The 17,407-nt window shown below is 37.4% G+C and carries 14 protein-coding genes and 1 tRNA gene; 7 read left to right on the forward strand and 8 right to left on the reverse strand.

Annotated elements, in window-relative coordinates; genetic code table 11:
• The first annotated feature begins 9 nt into the window (after positions 1-9).
• The 3 genes from ACO6S2_RS13660 to ACO6S2_RS13670 all read left to right on the forward strand — a co-directional run bounded on the left by ACO6S2_RS13660 (position 10) and on the right by ACO6S2_RS13670 (position 3,486).
• Complete coding sequence (locus ACO6S2_RS13660) at positions 10-1,908, forward strand: sensor histidine kinase (RefSeq protein ID WP_422359119.1); 1,899 nt, start codon at positions 10-12, stop codon at positions 1,906-1,908.
• A gap of 20 nt (positions 1,909-1,928) precedes the next feature.
• A complete protein-coding gene (locus ACO6S2_RS13665) occupies positions 1,929-3,209 on the forward strand; it encodes a response regulator (protein WP_422359120.1) in 1,281 nt (426 codons plus the stop codon).
• Between the two features lie 127 nt (positions 3,210-3,336).
• The gene (locus tag ACO6S2_RS13670) at positions 3,337-3,486 is read left to right on the forward strand and encodes a hypothetical protein (RefSeq protein ID WP_318171673.1); all 150 of its coding nucleotides are present in this window, start codon (positions 3,337-3,339) and stop codon (positions 3,484-3,486) included.
• 273 nt (positions 3,487-3,759) lie between these two features.
• Here the strand turns inward: ACO6S2_RS13670 and ACO6S2_RS13675 are convergent, their stop codons facing one another.
• Positions 3,760-5,559: an acyl-CoA dehydrogenase gene (locus ACO6S2_RS13675; protein ID WP_422359121.1), complete on the reverse strand. Its 1,800-nt coding sequence runs from the start codon at positions 5,557-5,559 to the stop codon at positions 3,760-3,762.
• Positions 5,560-5,830: 271 nt separating this feature from the next.
• On the opposite strand from ACO6S2_RS13675, the gene ACO6S2_RS13680 reads away from it, so the two are divergent.
• Positions 5,831-5,904, forward strand: a tRNA-Asp gene (locus tag ACO6S2_RS13680).
• Positions 5,905-6,165: 261 nt separating this feature from the next.
• Positions 6,166-6,573 (forward strand): hypothetical protein, encoded by a 408-nt coding sequence (locus tag ACO6S2_RS13685; protein ID WP_422359122.1) that lies wholly within the window; start codon positions 6,166-6,168, stop codon positions 6,571-6,573.
• Positions 6,574-6,623: 50 nt separating this feature from the next.
• On the opposite strand, the gene ACO6S2_RS13690 is transcribed toward ACO6S2_RS13685, so the two are convergent.
• Both ACO6S2_RS13690 and ACO6S2_RS13695 read right to left on the reverse strand, forming a co-directional pair.
• Complete coding sequence (locus ACO6S2_RS13690; protein WP_422359123.1) at positions 6,624-7,397, reverse strand: FkbM family methyltransferase; 774 nt, start codon at positions 7,395-7,397, stop codon at positions 6,624-6,626.
• Positions 7,398-7,415: 18 nt separating this feature from the next.
• Positions 7,416-8,264 carry a glycosyltransferase domain-containing protein gene (locus ACO6S2_RS13695; protein WP_422359124.1) on the reverse strand — a complete coding sequence of 283 codons (849 nt, stop codon included), beginning with the start codon at positions 8,262-8,264 and terminating at the stop codon, positions 7,416-7,418.
• Positions 8,265-8,400: 136 nt separating this feature from the next.
• Here ACO6S2_RS13695 and ACO6S2_RS13700 point away from each other — a divergent pair, with 136 nt between their 5' ends.
• Both ACO6S2_RS13700 and ACO6S2_RS13705 read left to right on the forward strand, forming a co-directional pair.
• Complete coding sequence (locus ACO6S2_RS13700; protein WP_422359125.1) at positions 8,401-9,192, forward strand: glycosyltransferase family 92 protein; 792 nt, start codon at positions 8,401-8,403, stop codon at positions 9,190-9,192.
• Between the two features lie 162 nt (positions 9,193-9,354).
• Positions 9,355-10,956 (forward strand): capsule assembly Wzi family protein, encoded by a 1,602-nt coding sequence (locus tag ACO6S2_RS13705; RefSeq protein ID WP_422359126.1) that lies wholly within the window; start codon positions 9,355-9,357, stop codon positions 10,954-10,956.
• Here ACO6S2_RS13705 and ACO6S2_RS13710 read toward each other — a convergent pair.
• From ACO6S2_RS13710 to ACO6S2_RS13730, 5 genes are read right to left on the reverse strand one after another with little or no spacing between them, the layout of a single operon-like run.
• Complete coding sequence (locus tag ACO6S2_RS13710; protein ID WP_422359127.1) at positions 10,945-12,345, reverse strand: ArnT family glycosyltransferase; 1,401 nt, start codon at positions 12,343-12,345, stop codon at positions 10,945-10,947. The genes ACO6S2_RS13705 and ACO6S2_RS13710 overlap by 12 nt on opposite strands.
• On the reverse strand, positions 12,329-13,918 hold the full coding sequence (locus ACO6S2_RS13715) for an NAD(P)/FAD-dependent oxidoreductase (RefSeq protein WP_422359128.1): 1,590 nt from the start codon (positions 13,916-13,918) through the stop codon (positions 12,329-12,331). The genes ACO6S2_RS13710 and ACO6S2_RS13715 overlap by 17 nt, the downstream gene beginning before the upstream one ends.
• A gap of 23 nt (positions 13,919-13,941) precedes the next feature.
• The gene (locus tag ACO6S2_RS13720) at positions 13,942-14,967 is read right to left on the reverse strand and encodes a hypothetical protein (RefSeq protein WP_422359129.1); all 1,026 of its coding nucleotides are present in this window, start codon (positions 14,965-14,967) and stop codon (positions 13,942-13,944) included.
• Entirely contained in the window at positions 14,964-15,794 is an 831-nt protein-coding gene (locus ACO6S2_RS13725) for a DUF1647 domain-containing protein (protein ID WP_422359130.1), read from the reverse strand. The genes ACO6S2_RS13720 and ACO6S2_RS13725 overlap by 4 nt, the downstream gene beginning before the upstream one ends.
• A 1-nt stretch (position 15,795) precedes the next feature.
• Entirely contained in the window at positions 15,796-17,403 is a 1,608-nt protein-coding gene (locus ACO6S2_RS13730) for a cyclic peptide export ABC transporter (RefSeq protein WP_422359131.1), read from the reverse strand.
• Between the last annotated feature and the right edge of the window lie 4 nt (positions 17,404-17,407).

Genomic DNA, 17,407 nt, shown 5'->3' on the forward strand with positions numbered 1-17,407 from the left:
GTACCTGCTATGAAAAAGGATAACCTGATACGATCGTATATACTGACTTTGATACTTGCCATTCTTGGTTTGTTTATCGGTCAATTTATAGTACAAAACGCCATTCGGGTAAATCAGGATGATGCCATTCTGGTAAAACTGGCACAAAAGCAAGCCACCTTAAGTGAGGAAATCACCAAGAGTGCGGCGCTGATCAATGTCGATCGGATTAAAACAAATGAAACAAACTTTAATCTCGTAAAAAGAAGGTTAAAGCCAGCAGTTGAAGAATTTGCTAAAATCCAAAGAGCATTGAGCAAAGGCGATGTGAACTATGGACTGAATGGTACAGAAAACTCAGAAGAGGCAACAGCCATGCTCAATGATATGGATTTGTCATTTAGAGAAATTAGAGATGCTGGAAATGAAATTCTAGGGGTTAGTTTTATAGATCCAGAAGAAGATAAAAATCTTATATTAAGTAGAGCATTAACTAACATTCTTTCACAAAAAAGTTTCACTGACAAAGCATCTGAACTGGCAACGCAATATCAACTTGAGGCGAAAACAAATAAAAGTGGTTTTTCGCAATTTGAATACGTCATTACCGCTGCCATCATTGCCATCTTGTTAATTCAAGCTTCTTTTATTTTCCGTCCAGCAGTAAACCTGGCGTATAAAAACTTCCTTACTGCAAACGAGGCCTTCGTTAAGCTTCAGAAATCTGAAGAAGAATTGAGAAGTAGTGCTGAGAAACAATTAGAAGTAAATGAGAAGCTCATCCTCTCCCAGCGTGCCTTAGAGCAGCGCAATAAGAAATTAAAACTATCTGAGCAGGAAATATTAAAGAGTTCTAGAAAGCAAATTGAGGTCAACGAAAAACTTATTCGCGTACAAGAGGAACTAAGAAAAGCTTACGATCGAGTAAAGTATTCTGAAGAGCGAATGAGAAATATTGCTGAGGAGCAACTCGAAGCGACAGAAAGACTAATGATCGCAGAGAACAAACTAAAGTCGGCACTTACTGTAGAGCAAGATAGTAAGGCGGAACTGACGCAAACGCTTGAAAACCTAAAGAGTACACAGTCTCAACTGGTTCAGTCAGAAAAAATGGCATCTTTGGGTCAGCTTACGGCAGGTATTGCCCATGAGATCAACAACCCAATCAACTTTGTATATAATGGTATTGACACATTAAAAGTATCATTAGATGATTTGATTTCGATAGTTGAGAAGTATGATGATCTAGAAAATAGTGAAGATTATAAAGCGACTCTAGCTGACATCAAAGAGATGAAAGACGAGTATGCCTATGACGACCTCTTGAGTGATCTTAAAGAATTGGTATCAGATATTAAGAAAGGTGCCGTGAGAACTATTGAAATTGTGAAAGGGTTGAGAGTCTTCTCTAGATTGGATGAAGAGGAAATGAAGCCAGCCAATGTAAACGATGCATTGGATGCTACACTGGTTCTTCTTCGTAACAAGACCAAAAACAAAATCAACATTAAGAAATTCTATGATGATTCCATCGAGGATATCAACTGCTTCCCTGGTCAGCTTAATCAGGTATTCATGAATATCCTAAACAATGGAATTCAAGCCATACCAGATGACAGAAAAGATGGTGAGGTTCAGTTATACACTGAAAATCAAGATCAACATGTAATGATCAAAATCAAGGACAATGGTGCTGGAATGTCGGAGCAGGTGAAAAGAAGAATTTTCGAACCATTCTTTACCACCAAACCAGTGGGTATTGGAACTGGACTTGGAATGTCTATTACATTTGGTATCATAGAAAAACACGGCGGAAACATCTACTGTAATAGTGAAGAAGGAAAAGGAACAGAGTTCTCCATCCTAATTCCTAAGCACATGGATAAATCCTCTGAAGAGGAAAAGGTTTCCGAATCTCAAAAAGCATAATTTTAGAAGTAAACTAACACATGGAAGAAGTTCAAACTCCAGTTGAAGATACAGCAGCGAAGAGCAAAAAAAAGTACACCATTCTTTATGTAGATGACGAAGAAAGTAATCTTCGAATTTTCAGAATGGCCTTTAAAAGAGAATATAATGTCTTGACGGCTCCTGGTGGGCATGAAGCAATAGAGATGCTTCGTGAGCATGATATTCAGTGCTTGATCACTGACCAGAAGATGCCGGAAATGACAGGTACAGAATTACTGGAAAAAGTACTTCCCGAATTCCCTGATGTCATTCGTATGATCCTAACCGGATTTGCCGACATTGAGGCTATCGTAAAGGCTGTTAACAAATGTGGTATTTACAAGTATATCACCAAGCCTTGGGACAAAGGCGAGATGAAGCTGACCATTGATAAAGCACTGGAGGCCTATGAGCTAAAGAGTGATAAAATGAAGCTGATACGCCAGTTAGAAAAGGCAAATAGCGGACTAGAAGAAAAAGTTGAACTTCGCACAAAAGAATTGGCAGAGGTAAACAAGCGCTTGATGGATAGTATCAAATATGCTATGACCATTCAAAATGCTATGTTAATGTCTCCCGAAACAATTAAAGAAGCCTTTACTGACTTCTTTATTTTATTCAAGCCACTCGACGTCGTTAGTGGTGACTTCTACTGGTTCGCTGAGTTTGAATCTGAAGAGGCCAACTACAAATTTATCGCATCTGTGGATTGTACCGGGCATGGTGTAGCTGGTGCCTTGATGAGTATGATTGGCGAGTCTTTACTTAATCAGATCGTATATGAGCATGAAATAACCGATGCCGGTGAAATTTTGGACAATCTAAACATAGGAATCCAAGATATACTCAATCAATCTGAGAACAATAACCATCATGGTATGGATGCAAGCATCATGATTATTGATGAAGACAACTCTGATATTTACTTTGCTGGTGCCCAACAGAACCTACTCTACTCCGAAAAAGGAAAAATAAAGACAATAAAGGGTGACAGAATTTCTTTAGGTGGTTATCTAGATCAAGAAAGAAACTATACCACACATAAATTATCCTATACCAAAGGAGAAACATCATTCTATATGTTCTCCGATGGCTTCCAGGACCAATTTGGCGGCCCTGGCAATAAGAAGTTCACAGTGGCCAGACTAACAGAAAGTATTGAGGCAGGACTGGATAAACCAATGGATAAGCAAAGAGATTTGCTCGAAAAAGTTCTAACCGAATGGAAAGGTGAAGAAAAACAAACCGATGACATTATGGTTATGGGAATTAAGATATAATTTAACAATATTTGCAGTATAAAAGCGGCTCCGTATGAAGATTAAGGTTTTGACATTGAAGAATTGGTGCAATAAGAGCATAACGCCTTTAGCATGGCAAAGAATCATTATAAAAATTCTCCCAGAAATGAGAGATAGAGGATTCGAGCTGAATGCTTTGGAGGACCCTGCTCCCGACTTAACCTTCGGAGAGGAAGAGTTTCAGCTTTTTAGCAATTCATTAGATACGGTTTACAAAATTACTTTTCCAAAAGAAGTACTTGAGAAAATATCTTAAAACCGATTAATTCAGATAAAAAATTAAAGCTTCAATCTATGAGGCTTTTTTTATGCACCATACTATCTACTTTCAATTGAGAAAAATCATTCCCTTCCTACTGTCCTTCATGATATTGACAGTGAGTATCTTCCTAACAAGCTGTAGCAGCAGCTCAAAAATCACAGTTGTTAAACCTAAGAAAAGAATTTTTGCCTATCATCCAAAGAGAGATAAGCACAAGAAAAGGGTAAAGCGAGTAAAGTATCGCTTGCATTAAAAAAAGGCCACTATTTACAGAATATCTTTACTATCAACTTCTAGAAGCAATCTATCTGAACTATTTAGCCTGGCAATAATTGCCTCAGTTTTAGGTAATTCATATTCGAAGTAATACCTCATAGTATGTAGCTTACTGTTGTAGAACTCATCCCCCCTATTTTCATTTACTGCAATCTGACAAGGAATAGCCTGCAACAGCCACTGCCACCCGATAGCCACCACGCCAAACAGCTCTAGATACAAGGTAGCATCCATTAGAAACACTTCCTTCTTTTCCTTCATTGCTATGGTCGAAAGCTTCATAGTGACATTTTGCAAACGGAACAATGCATCATTGAGCTTTTCCCCGTACTTGGACAATTCCAACACCTCAAGCTTTACTTTCTTAATAGTTTTCGAAACCTCTTCTGTAAATGCTCGGAAGGCTATACCCCCTCCCATAATTATCTTTCTTCCAAGCAAGTCAATTCCATGAATACCAGTAGTTCCTTCATGGATAGTGTGAATTCTCATCTCTCTAAAATATTGCTCTAAAGGAAAGTCCTTACAATACCCTGCTCCACCAAGTATTTGAATGGCTGCAGAAGTTGACAGAATTCCCATTTCACTTGGGTAACTTTTTGCTACAGGGGTCAAGAGATCTAACGTCAAACGGTAGATCTCTTTGATTTCATCTTTCCCAGCCTTCGCCATATCTGCATAATGTGCACATTGTAATAGCAAAGACAGTGAACCCTCAACTACTGCTTTCTGAAAGAACAGCATACGACGAACATCGCTATGCTCAATAATGTTTATCTGAGGAGATGAAGGATCTTTTTCATCGGGTTTACGTCCTTGTGGTCTTTCCTTAGCGTAGTTAAGTGAGGCATAATATGCAGCAGATCCTATAGAGGCCGCACTAAGCCCTACACCTATCCTTGCCTCATTCATCATCTGAAACATATAGGAAAGGCCTTCATTGGGCTTACCAATTAAATACCCAAAGCATCTCTTTTTCTCACCAAAACTCAAGTGAACGATAGGTGCTGCCTTGTATCCCATTTTATGGTACAATCCTGTAGTGGTCACATCATTCATTACCACCTGATCATCTTCTGTAAACCTTTTCTGGGGCACCACGAACAAAGACAAACCTTTGGTACCTTCAGGTGCTCCCTTTATTCTTGCTAACATAAGATGCACCACATTCCCAACAGCATCATGGTCGCCTGCTGAAATAAATATCTTTTGTCCCTTTATACTATAGACGGTCCCATTATCATCAAGTGGCTCAGCCGTAGTTCTCACATCAGAAAGTGAGCTTCCAGCATCTGGTTCTGTCATAGCCATGGTTCCTTGCCAAGCTCCACTGTACAACTTGGGTACATAGGTGTCTTTTAGTTGATCTGAGCCATGTTCTTCTATTAGACGAGCAGCACCGGCCGTTAAGAAGGGATATACGCTTGCCGAGTAATTAGCCGCACCGAAAATAAACTGTGCACAGGATGATACTAAAATAGGCAATTGTTGCCCCCCCACTTCTTCACTAGCATTGGCAGATATCCATCCACCCTCACCAAACTTTTTTAACAATTTTCTGATTTGAGGATGCACTTTCACCTTTCCATCTTCCAATTGAGGATCTTTTCGATCCATCTCTTGATTGAAAGGTCTCATTTCCTTGTCAGCTAATTGACCAGCTGCATCTAAAATCATTTTCACACCATCTAAATCATGTTTTTTGTAGGTATCAAGTTTCAGCAGAGACTCAAGGTCAAATACTTCCTTAAGTAGAAAATCAAGATTTCGTCGAGAGTAATATTCAGACATGATAATTAATTGGTATTAGTGTATGAAACAATTGAGATTGAAGATAATTGAATGGTCGCTGATATTCAAATTAATATTAAAACTTCGTCTTGAAAATAGAGAAATGTCTGATATTGAACTGGTTAGTCAAGGGTCTTTTTCATTGATTCAATTACAAAAAATACTGGAGTGAAAATATTTTAAAATATTCTGAAATAGTTGTTGCATAATAGATTTATTGCCTCTACTTTTGCATCGCATTTGAGGGAAATAAGTACCGAAAATGAGGTCAGGAGCGGTAGTTCAGCTGGTTAGAATGCCTGCCTGTCACGCAGGAGGTCGCGGGTTCGAATCCCGTCCGTTCCGCTGATAATCAAGCACTTACATTAATTTGTAAGTGCTTTTTTGTTTCAAATCGAATCTTGCTTGCTCTATTCAATGGAACCCACCTTGGTTGACAAACGTAAAGCAAAAGATATTTGTATGTTTGCATCAAAACAAACCATTTCACTCAATCCAATAAAGAGATGCTTACCGAAATAAAAAGCCGAAAATTTAACTGTTTCTAAAAATTGGAATAGTATTTGCAAATCCCTTGACAGCTTAAACTAATAGTAAATAATAGTTATGAAAATTTTTCCAAAGGCCTCAATACTTATCTTCTTTTTTGTTCTGGCATCATTTAGTTCTTCAAACGCACAACCTAAGAAAAATTCCATTCTGTTTCATGCAATAGACAATTGGGTTGAAGTTTATGTAGAAGGAAAAATGGTGTTCAAACAAGCATCTGATGCAGGACAATTGAATGGAGATGTAGATTTTGACCTTAACCCATTTATAAAGGATCTTAGCGATCCAATAGTAGAAATCAAACTTATTAATGCAACTTGTAGTACCTGCGATACTTCAAACGGATGGGTGATTGAGTTCGAAGTATTTCAAGAGGGTGAATCAGTAGACTATATCATCGAAGAGGGTGATAGTATGGGTGGAGACGTGGTTTGGTCCATTACCTATGAATGGGGATATATTTAAAAGCACTCACTCTCCTTGACTCAGAAACAGGCTTCTATAGCATCCTAATCTTATTTCTGAAGGGGTTTATTGAGATTTGTAAATATTAGATTTTCACCTCTCATATCCAGTTCAAAGTCATACTTCACCATGCACTCAAATAACGACTTAGAACAGCCCTTTTTCATTCGATCATGCAACTCAATGATTAATACTTTGGTGTATGGAACCCAATCCTCATGATTGCTTTCAAATAGCTCTTTTTCAAATCCCTCGATATCAATTTTTACGACATCTACTGATTTCAAATCATTCTCCCTCATCAGCTCAGAAACCGTTGTAGTTTCTACTTCATTCCTTCTTCCTTTGTCATCTTCATTGGATTCAAGCTTTTCAGTGGTAAAAGAAGAAGTCTCCCTATCCGACCCCATAACGCTTAGTTTCTCAAGTTTATTGGATAACGCCTTCTTTACAGGAATAATATTAGCATTGGCTTTCGTATTTTCAACTAAAACTTCAAAATTCAAAGACTCAGGCTCAATCGAAATTATTTTACAATTAGGGTATTCCCCAGAAAAATATAAAGCCGTTAATCCAATATTCGCTCCAGCATCAATAATACTCTTAGGCTCGAAACCAAAATTTATATCATATTCTAAATCTCTAAAAACCTGATTAAAGATTGGATAATCGCTCGTTGAATTCCTTACTAAAATAGGTTTCTTAATTTTTGGCACTTTAATCTTGGCCTTCTTGATCAATCCGTGTTTGCATGAAATAAGTTTAAGGTAAATGATCAATCCACCAAACCCATAATTCTCTAAATATTGTAAAATTTTTCGCATAACAAAGAAAGACTAATTCTATACTAATTTAATTAGTTGATAAATGAGCAATGACACTACAATAGCAACGATAGACTTTAAAAGAAAATGAAACAGGTAATTATCTTGAGTTGTATAGGCGGTAAGCCCATTCCAGAATCTAGATTTTTTATACTGCTTAACCTCATCTTCACTAAATGTCTCTTTTGGAAAAAAACCTAATTGACGAATCACCTTGTACATGCCATAGAAGTTTTTACCCGCTGCATGGAGTATCGCTGGATTTGAACCCGTGATTGTATTTTTAACTCTACCTTCAGAATCCAACAAGTAGTCCTTATCCTCCATACCAGACCGACCAGCTATACAGCTAAATATTTTCTGATCATGATCCAGCTGAATGGTGCCGTGGTTTTTAGAGTAATACTGATTGAGCATATCTTGATCATTCTCACCATCCTTCTCCACACGTTTTAACATATCTCTCACATATCCCACGCGACCTATATAACCTCCTGCATTAAGAAATCTGTATGGCTTCTTGCCTTTAGGGTAGGTCAAATAAAAATCTAATTTCTTTAAAGGAGATGCATCACAGTTAAAATTCTGTTCAGTCCCCATTACGAATGGATGATTCATTTTTAGAAACTCCTTCTCTATGTAATCGAGATCAGATAAAAACACACTGTCATAACCATCAGTATATAACACAATCTCATCATCATCTAAGCCTTCAAAATACTCCAACAACCATCTAGTCTTATCATTGTGACTTTGATACTTCCTCCCCTGCCCCAATTGAATAATATCAATCCCAAAATGTCTCGCAGAGACAAGTAAGCGCTCGAGGTGATGATTATGATCAGTGGCGATAGTAACTACTTTCATGTAATATTTGAGGTCTAGTATTTTTCTTAAAAACCCGAGCAAAACTAAGCCTTTGAATAAGAATAATTAGTAATTTCGTTTTTAATATTTGTTCCGAACAAATATTGAATTACTTCGTATTATCGCTGAAACAATCATGAGTAAAAAGCATTTTTTAGCCTTTGCCGTAAACTTCAAAAATGAGAACCCCTATCTGAAAAATTGGTTGGATTATCATATTAAAGTTGGAGTCGATCATTTCTACCTCTACGATCAGGATGGAGGTGAAGAAGCTAGATCTATATTAAAGCCGTACGAAGAGAAGGGGTATGTCACTCGTCATCCATGGACGCAGTGGGATGGCACTAAATACGATGGGGCGACTAAATGGTATCAGAGAAACAAAAACCATATGGGCTTTGCTCATGCCGCTAAAACTTACAGGACGGATTTTCAGTGGTTGATGAAAATTGATGTAGATGAATTTCTATTTCCGCTGAGTGGGGAGGATAACTTAGTTGACTGGTTAAAAACACTCGATACAAAAAAAATCAAAGGAGTTAAGGTCCCCAGAATCAACTTTGGCAACAACGGCTATGACACGAAGCCAGACCAATCGGTACTCGAGGCATATACCAAAAGAGAACAGAATTATTCAGATCATAAAGATTTAGGCAATGGCGACTTTCTTTCAAGTAATAGATTCGCCTACAGCGCACATTGGTGGCATTACAAATGGTACAAATCTGGTCAAATGCTCAAGAACGAGGATGAAATTGGTTGGAGAATTAATCACTATTACACAAAATCCCTAGAAGAATATATGTCTAGGCAAAATGTATCAGGAGGCCGACCTGTGGGCAGAGCAGGCTTTGACGAAAAGAACGCTGGATGCAATGATGTTGTAGATGAGAGCATGCTTGATTTGTTGAAAAAAGTTAAATGGTAGCATCTATTTAATGACCATTTTTGTTAAAATCCGTTAGTGGAAATTAGCTTATGACAATATTCCTGGAGCGTTAGAAAGTACACTTCAAAGTACTACACTACTCAGTCACTCTTGGATACTCCTTTATTTAATTGAATATTGCAATAATTCAATAAAAGTCTCATGAATCAAATTCTAACAATCATGCTGTTCCTAGCAACAGCTTTTTCATCTTATTGTCAAGTTCTCTACCCTGGTGATTTCACTGAGGACTATTATCTTCTATTGAGAGAAAAAAACAGTGGCAATCTACCCTCAGCCATTTCTTTTTTCCCTTCTCCTATTTATTCAATGCAACCTGATTCAGCCCTAGCTTGGGATATTTGGGACAACAAATTGGAAACAACTTTTGACAACCGCAAGGGCAAATTCAATACTAGAATTTTAAATCCACAGGTCAACTATACTTTTAACAGCACCTACCCCAGAGGATATAATGATGGACCGGTATGGCAAGGAAAAGGCCATAATGCATTCATTACAGGAGGCCTTTATGGAAACTACGGAATACTACACTTCACTTTTGCACCAGTTTTTACGTACGCAGAAAATAGGGATTTTCATATTCCGGAATCAGAATTAGCCCTCACCAAAAGTGAATTTTCATTTCCATTTGAAGGCCCCATTGACTGGATCGTAAGGTACGGTGATGACCCCTTCTATAATTTTCATTTGGGACAATCAGAAGTGAGAGTTATATACCGAAACTTTACTGCTGCGCTATCCACTGCAAATTTTTCAGTGGGGCCAGCCAGATACAACCCTATAATTGTCAGTAAAAATGCAGCTGGATTTCCACATATTGACATTGGCACCAACCGTCCAGCTAAAACCAAGATTGGTGAATTTGAGTATCGAATGACTTGGGGGGCTTTTGAGGAATCTGATTACTTTGACAACAACCCTGATAACGATCGCAGGTACTTCACAGGTTTCACATTTGGGTATAGGCCTAGCTTCATGAAAGGTCTTAATGTGGGAATCAACCGTTATATGTATACCAAATGGGCTGAAGGAGATCTTAATTTCAAAGATTTTTTTGCTGCTTTTATTCATAATACTGCTTCTACTCCTGGTACAAAAAATGATGAGTATGATCAAATGGTTTCAGTAACCATCGACTGGAGATTCCCATCTGTTGGATTCGAGGCCTACATTGAATATGCTAGAAATGATTTCCCAACAAGCTTTTTCGAGTTTATGGAGCAACCTGACAGGTCTCGTGCCCGCACCATTGGGATGATTAAAGACATAGAACTCAAAAACGGTGATCTACTGCAATTTATTTACGAAAGTACGGTCTTAGGCGCCAACCAAGTTCAGCTTGTCACCCCGGGAGGTAACCCTAATTATTACGTTCACACAGAAGTTCCAAACGGCTATACTAACAATGGTCAAGTAATAGGCGCCGGTATCGGTACTGGGTCTCAAGCTGATATATTTAAAATCCATTGGTATAAACCTTCCGGAAGGTATGGATTCCATTTTTCGCGAGTCAGGTTAGATGATGATTACTTTGTAAATGAATATGCTGGTGTTGGGTTGTTCGAACCCTACCCTACTGACTATGAAATAAATGTTGGGTTTGATATGGTAAAGTTTATTGGCAATTTCAGCATTCAACCTCAAATTCTATATAGTGCAAGACGAAACTTCCTATATCAGGATGACCAGGAAATTCATAACCTTCAAGTTTCATTTAAAACAACGTACCTAATCAAGTAACAAAGTACTCTTCCGAATATACAAATCATCATACTCTGAAGATTTTTTGTACTGTTCTTTAATTATAGGATGATTAATGTCTTCAATAAATTTATTAGAGATCAACCTGGGACTGCACTCTTCAATTAAAACGTAGATATCGTAAGTATATGGCTTTAATTTTTGGTATGTGGCTAACCCTCCTTTGCCAGGCGCTACACTATACCAAAAAAAGTCTAGGTCTTTTCTGAAAATATTAAAATCGATATTTCCATCATAAACAAAGTCAGTTGGTTCTGTGTGATTTAACACCCAATTTATCTTGGCAACCTGAGGTGCGTTTGGATAAACTATTAATGTCCTAACTAGGAATACGGCCGGAACTATGAAGGCAAGAATCACCACCAATTTAAGTCGCTTGAGTGAAAGGACATTGAGCATTCCGTATGCGGCAACACCACACATCAAGGGGAGCGCTGACATAAAATATTGTCTATAAGGTGCCTGAACCAAAAACACAGATCCTAATAAGAGTAAACTCAATATAGATAAATCTCTTCCTGTATTTTTGAAGCAATTAATTATACCCAATAAAAAAAATACCCAAAGGATATGATTGTAATAAAACGAATTCAGTATCACCTTAAACGGTGAAAAAGCATCATCAAAATGCATGTTAATTATCCAATTCCAAAAAACATAATTTTCAAATTCTTGTTCTGAAATTAGCAATATGAAGTATGGACTTATTGTAATCCCAAAAATTAGCCAGTAGGTTATAAGTTTTTTTAGAGAAAATCTACTTTCAAAGTGCCAAATGAGCTGAAGAGCTCCTAAGCCTGCGACAATGAATATTGCTTTCTGTAAAAACAAAAATGATACACCCAGGCAAAAAGCGCTTAATAGATGCGTCCATTGTTCCCGACCATAAACATGTCTGAAAAGAAACAGTATAGCAAATAGGCCAAAAAGTATCTGAGGAACATCTGGACGAATTTCAATGGCTTTTTCAACAAATATTACGGTTGAAGCCAAAAGAAACACCGACAACCAAGAGGTTTGTTTATTCTGAAAAACCACTTCCATAATTTGAAAGGTGCACCAAAGCATCCCTAAAAAGCATGAAAAGTTGATAAGACGTAACACGTAAAGCACTATTACATCTTCTCCGAACAAGTCAATGACAGGGCTTATGAGATGGTAAAGAAAGGCATGGTGATGCTGGAAAAAATCTTTATAAATTGACTCCCCTTGCAATAACTTCCAAGCCGAGTGCACAGCCTCTAGTTCATCTCTATCAAAGTCTCTGAATATGGCTATTAAAAAAACCATAAAGACAGAAGCATAAAACAGAATTACTGCATATCGAGTATCAATTTGAATGACCTGTTCATCAACTGGTTTCTTCATGATATTCCACTTCAGTATTTACAGCCCAAATATTATCCTTATTCTTTCTTTCATTAACAATATTTTCAACTGCTGCCATTGCGGTGAGCATTGAATGGTCCTGGTTATTATACTTGTGCATTCCATTTCTACCAATCATAAACAAATTTTCAATTTGATTTGTATGATCAATTATTTTATCGAAATCCTGATAAGAACCAAAATAAGCCGGGTAGGTCTTTGGCATTCTGATAATAGTAGAATCCAAAACATCTTCTTTTTTTAGAAAATCAATTTTTTCTAATTCTTTTATTCCAAACTCAATAAAGTCATTGTCTTTTTTTGACCAAAGTTCATCTCCTTCATTGCAGAAGTATTCAAGTCCAATCCAAACGGTATCTTCAGACTTTACCATATATGGACTCCAATTATTAAAAACCTGTAATCGCCCCACTTTAACATCAGGTTCTTGAATATATATCCAATTATCCTTCACAGTTACCTGAGCTTCCTTACTTCTTCGAGTCTTAACATGCAATTTCTTAAGTAACAAACCAACAGTGATAAAATCTCTGTACTGTAGACCTGAAGCCACATCTGCTACATCTGATGGAATCTGATCACCTTCCATACTGCTTATCAATTCCTTTACTGGCATAGTAGAAAAGAAGTAATCCCCATTAATTTCCTTCTTTTCGTTGGTAGTTCTATCCAACACAACAACCTGCTGGACTTCATTATCAATAACTTTCAAAGAAACAATTTCATGATGCAAATGCAATTCGCCTCCCATCTCTTCGACCTTTCGGGCCGTTTCTTCCCACATTTGACCTGGCCCGAATTTTGGATAGAAAAACTGTTCTATAAGACTGGTCTCCGTATTTTTTTGTCCAATGGTCTTATCTTTTTTGAACACTGACTTTACTGCGTGGATCACCGTTTTAGTTATCGAAAGTCCTTTTATTCTTTGAGCTCCCCATTCTGACGAAATATTGTGACATGGCGTGCCCCATACTTTCTCAGTGTAATCCTTGAAAAAGGTCAGATACAATTCTTTTCCAAATCTGTTTATCAAAAAATCCTCTAGGGTTTGTTCTGGTTTGATTGGAAACAATATAGCTCCTACATATCCAAATAGAATCTTGATCATTCGGATAATCCCCAAGTTAAGTACAGTATCCAGAGATAGAGAGATAGGGTAACTGAAGAAGCTGCGCAGATAGAATATCCGAGATAATCGAGACCTTATGAGCATAACAACATCAGACTTTTTGGGGTCAGGGCCACCTTTCTGAAGTTCTACGTCGGTCTTTTTGTTCTGGTAACTAATTTCAACGTGTGAACTATTATTCTTCTCTACCGGCATCATATCGGTCCACCAATTCATCACTCGATCAGACTTAGAAAAAAATCGATGGCCTCCGATATCAATTCGGTTCCCTTTATAGTTCACCGTTTTTGAAATACCCCCAATGTCTCCCGACATTTCATAAATTATGGGTACAATATTAGTACGTTTAAGAAGCTCAAAAGCCGCAGTTAGACCTGCGGGGCCAGCGCCAATAATTATTGCACGTTTTTTGGAATCTGACATATTAATTAGCTACTATTTTTGGTTTAATTATTTTTATTACCCACCCACTTATCCTTAAAGTACCGAAGGGCAATAGAATTATTCCTATCCTCGTCCCTTTCCTTTCCGTGATTGTTTATAGATGCCAGACTCGTGCTCTGAAAGAAATCATACTTCCAAAAAGGTGTATAGCAAAACCTTTTAGACGGATAAACATATTTAGGCACCTTGGATTGTGCGCTTACCCATACATCATCCACGTACTTCAGTGCTACTGGCTCATCGGGATAATTGGTTAGCTCATTTAAATCAAAAAATCGAGGTCTAACCAAAAAACCAGAATAACCTTGAACAATGTCAATTGGGTAAAAATCTTTAATTCTGGTAGTAGGGACAGGTACTGGAGCCTGCAATGTTACATTCGTCCAAAAAGTCGTGTCTCGGTCTACCAAATCTTCAGGAACTCTCCAGCCACTAGATGTCAACATCCAATCTGGGTTATCGTCGGATGCCTTATCGAAATCTCTGAGCAAAACCCGATGATACATGTTATCATCATCCAATACTAATATTTTCTGATCCGGTGGTAGAGATTCTATGGCAGGTATAAATTTAGTACTTGGACCCCAATCTTTTTCAGTCCGGATAATTTCCAGACAATGCAAATCTTCGATCTCTTTCGGAATGTCATACCCGACTTGTTCACGCATGGAAAGATGAGGTACGTATAAATGAATTTTCTTCGGAGATCTTTTTTGAGCTAGTAGGCTTTTCAGAGTAGGTACAATTTCTGAAATTCGACTTGGAATTGTGGATAGAGATATTATCACATCAGACTTGTTCTTGTTATTGAGGCAATACTCATCCCAATATTGAAGTGATCTCCTTGTAACAAAGAAATAGTGCCAGACATCTAACAGGAAATTTTTTCCTGACAAATAATTAAAGACATTCATCCAGAGCAACAAGAAAAAGACAAATCCGAAGACAAGCGCCAATAAACTATTTGTCGCAATCCATACAATGGAAAGGAAAATAACCCCTATAGTTGCTATATGTGTAATTTTCATGAAGTAACCCTATTAATAAGGATATCTATTTTTGTGCGAAGATTGAAATAAAAAATGGATAACCAATTCAGATTGTAAGGAAAGTTTGGTTTTAGTTTATTCCTAACGCTCAAAAATCGAATTGGGTATTTGGAACTAATGTTTACTTCGTCTTTGGTAAGGTGTAAGGAATTGGTCTCCTGATATTTGTATAGAAGTATGGTGAGCAAAGACTGATCATCTCTGTGATTTTCCCGGTTCGCACCTTCCGGCTTAATACACTCATGAACTAAAGCATACTTCTCCCACTCCGAAACCAACGCTCTAACGTCTGAATTATGAAAGCCAAACCCACACATACATCCGCAAATATTACGTTTGAGGTAATAAGACTCAGGTACACCCATATAATCCATAGTAGCTTGTACCGTCCACTCCTTCAAAGTGCCTGATCCTCCAATTGGGGCGTAAATACCATCATTTTCGATTTGCTCCCAAACGTAGGTCAATGGTCTATTCAATATGGTTGCACTGTCCAACCATAGCAGGTTGCCTTTTTCCTGTTCAAATACTTCTCTTACGATAATGGGTTTAAACGAATAAGTTTTGTATTCAAGGTTGACGAATTCTGGATATTTCGAAAAGTCAAACTTACGAACAGAAAGATTTGGAACACTTTCTAACAAATAATTTAGATGTGTCTTTTGTTCTTTATTAAAGCCCAGGTCATAGCAAATTAACTGACTATTTCTATACTCCTTTTGAGATTTAAAAGAATGAACGAATTGACAAAAGGTTCGAAAATAAAATTCATCAGCCGCAGTAAGTATGGTATTGTGTGCGACCATACTAGACCAACTGCCCTTCCATCAATTTTATTACACGATCTCCGCTATCAAAATATTGTTCATCATGCGATATTACTATAATTGTCTTTCCAGCTTTTTTCAAATCCTGCAGGATGATTTCATAGAATATTTTCTTGAAGTGTGGGTCTTGATTGGCTGCCCATTCATCGAATAGGTAAATATCTGTATCTTTTAATATAGCATTGATCAGTCCCAACCTTTTTTTCTGCCCCTCAGACAATCGGGTGGTTGAAAATTTACCATTTTCAATCTTAACCTTCTTGGTCATCTCCAGTGTTTTGATCAATTCCTTCCCTCGCTCAAGAATTTGTCCTCCTTCTATGTGAGTAATATTCTCAAACAAATAAGAATCGACAAACGTCGCAGAAAACTTGCTTCTATAATCTTCTCTGTTAGCATTGGTAATTTTCTGACCAGCAAAGTAAATCTCTCCTTCTTTTGGAGGGTAAAGTCCCAACATCATTTTTGCCAAAGTGGTTTTACCACTTCCATTCCCTCCGAGTAGAAATATCAACTCTCCACGTTTGATACTCAGGTCTATGGGACCCAACTCAAAGTGCTCATCTTCATCCGGGTTATAATACTCATGCTTAACACCCTTCAAATCAATCATTACATCGCTATCCTTTCTTTCTTCTAGTAACTCCGGCTGTTCTACTGTAGCAGTAGAGTCTAAATCAATTCCAGTGCTACTAATTTGTTCCAATGCCACCTCTATTCTCTTCATATTGCTGAACCAACCAGAGACCGTTGACAATGGTGCCATAATAAAGAGTACTAAAGTCAAAAACTCACCAAAGACAGAAGGCTCAACGAAACCACTGGCATATATATAGACTACAAGTCCAGCCATACCAAGTAGTAACACCATATCTCCGGATTTAGAAGCAATGGCCACTACCACGCTTTCTTTGACCATATACTTATTCTGTTCCCTACTAGTATCTTCAATAACCTTGTTCAAATAGAAGTTCTTAAATTTCTTATTAATGGACAGCTCTTTGATACCATAAGTTAACCCTTCGAAAATTTTAAAAATATCATTCCAAAGAACCCTTGATTTTTCTTGATAATTTCTGATCAACGGAAGGGATAATCGAGTCAGCAAAAACACAGCAAAAAACAAGCAAAATACAGCTAAGCTTAATGTAGGATGTTGAAACACAATATAGCCCAACACGCCCAAAACGGTGGCCAACCCAGTTGTAACACTTGGTAAACGGTCTATACCGTGATAAATAGATTTTATGTCCTCTGTAAGGATGGGGAAAATTTTATCTTGATTAAACTCAATTTGCTGAAAGTCGGCCTGTAAAATCTTGGTTGACAAAGAAATACGGAGCTTATGAATGATCCCTTGACTTAATTTAGAAATCGCAAAAGATGATGAAACAGCCAATACACCGTAACTCAGCCACAGCAAACCAAATTGAAGCTTGAAATTATCAGCCTCAAAGTTTGAAGTGTTTATCGATTCTACGATCATTTTAATTAAAAATGATGAACACAATCCAGTCATAGCACTTGTAATAACAGCTATGGTGAACAGCAACTTAGACGACTGAATTAATAATTTGATTATTTTCATTTAA

It is taken from the genome of Reichenbachiella sp. (genome assembly GCF_965233835.1).
In the GTDB taxonomy this organism is placed as follows: domain Bacteria; phylum Bacteroidota; class Bacteroidia; order Cytophagales; family Cyclobacteriaceae; genus Reichenbachiella.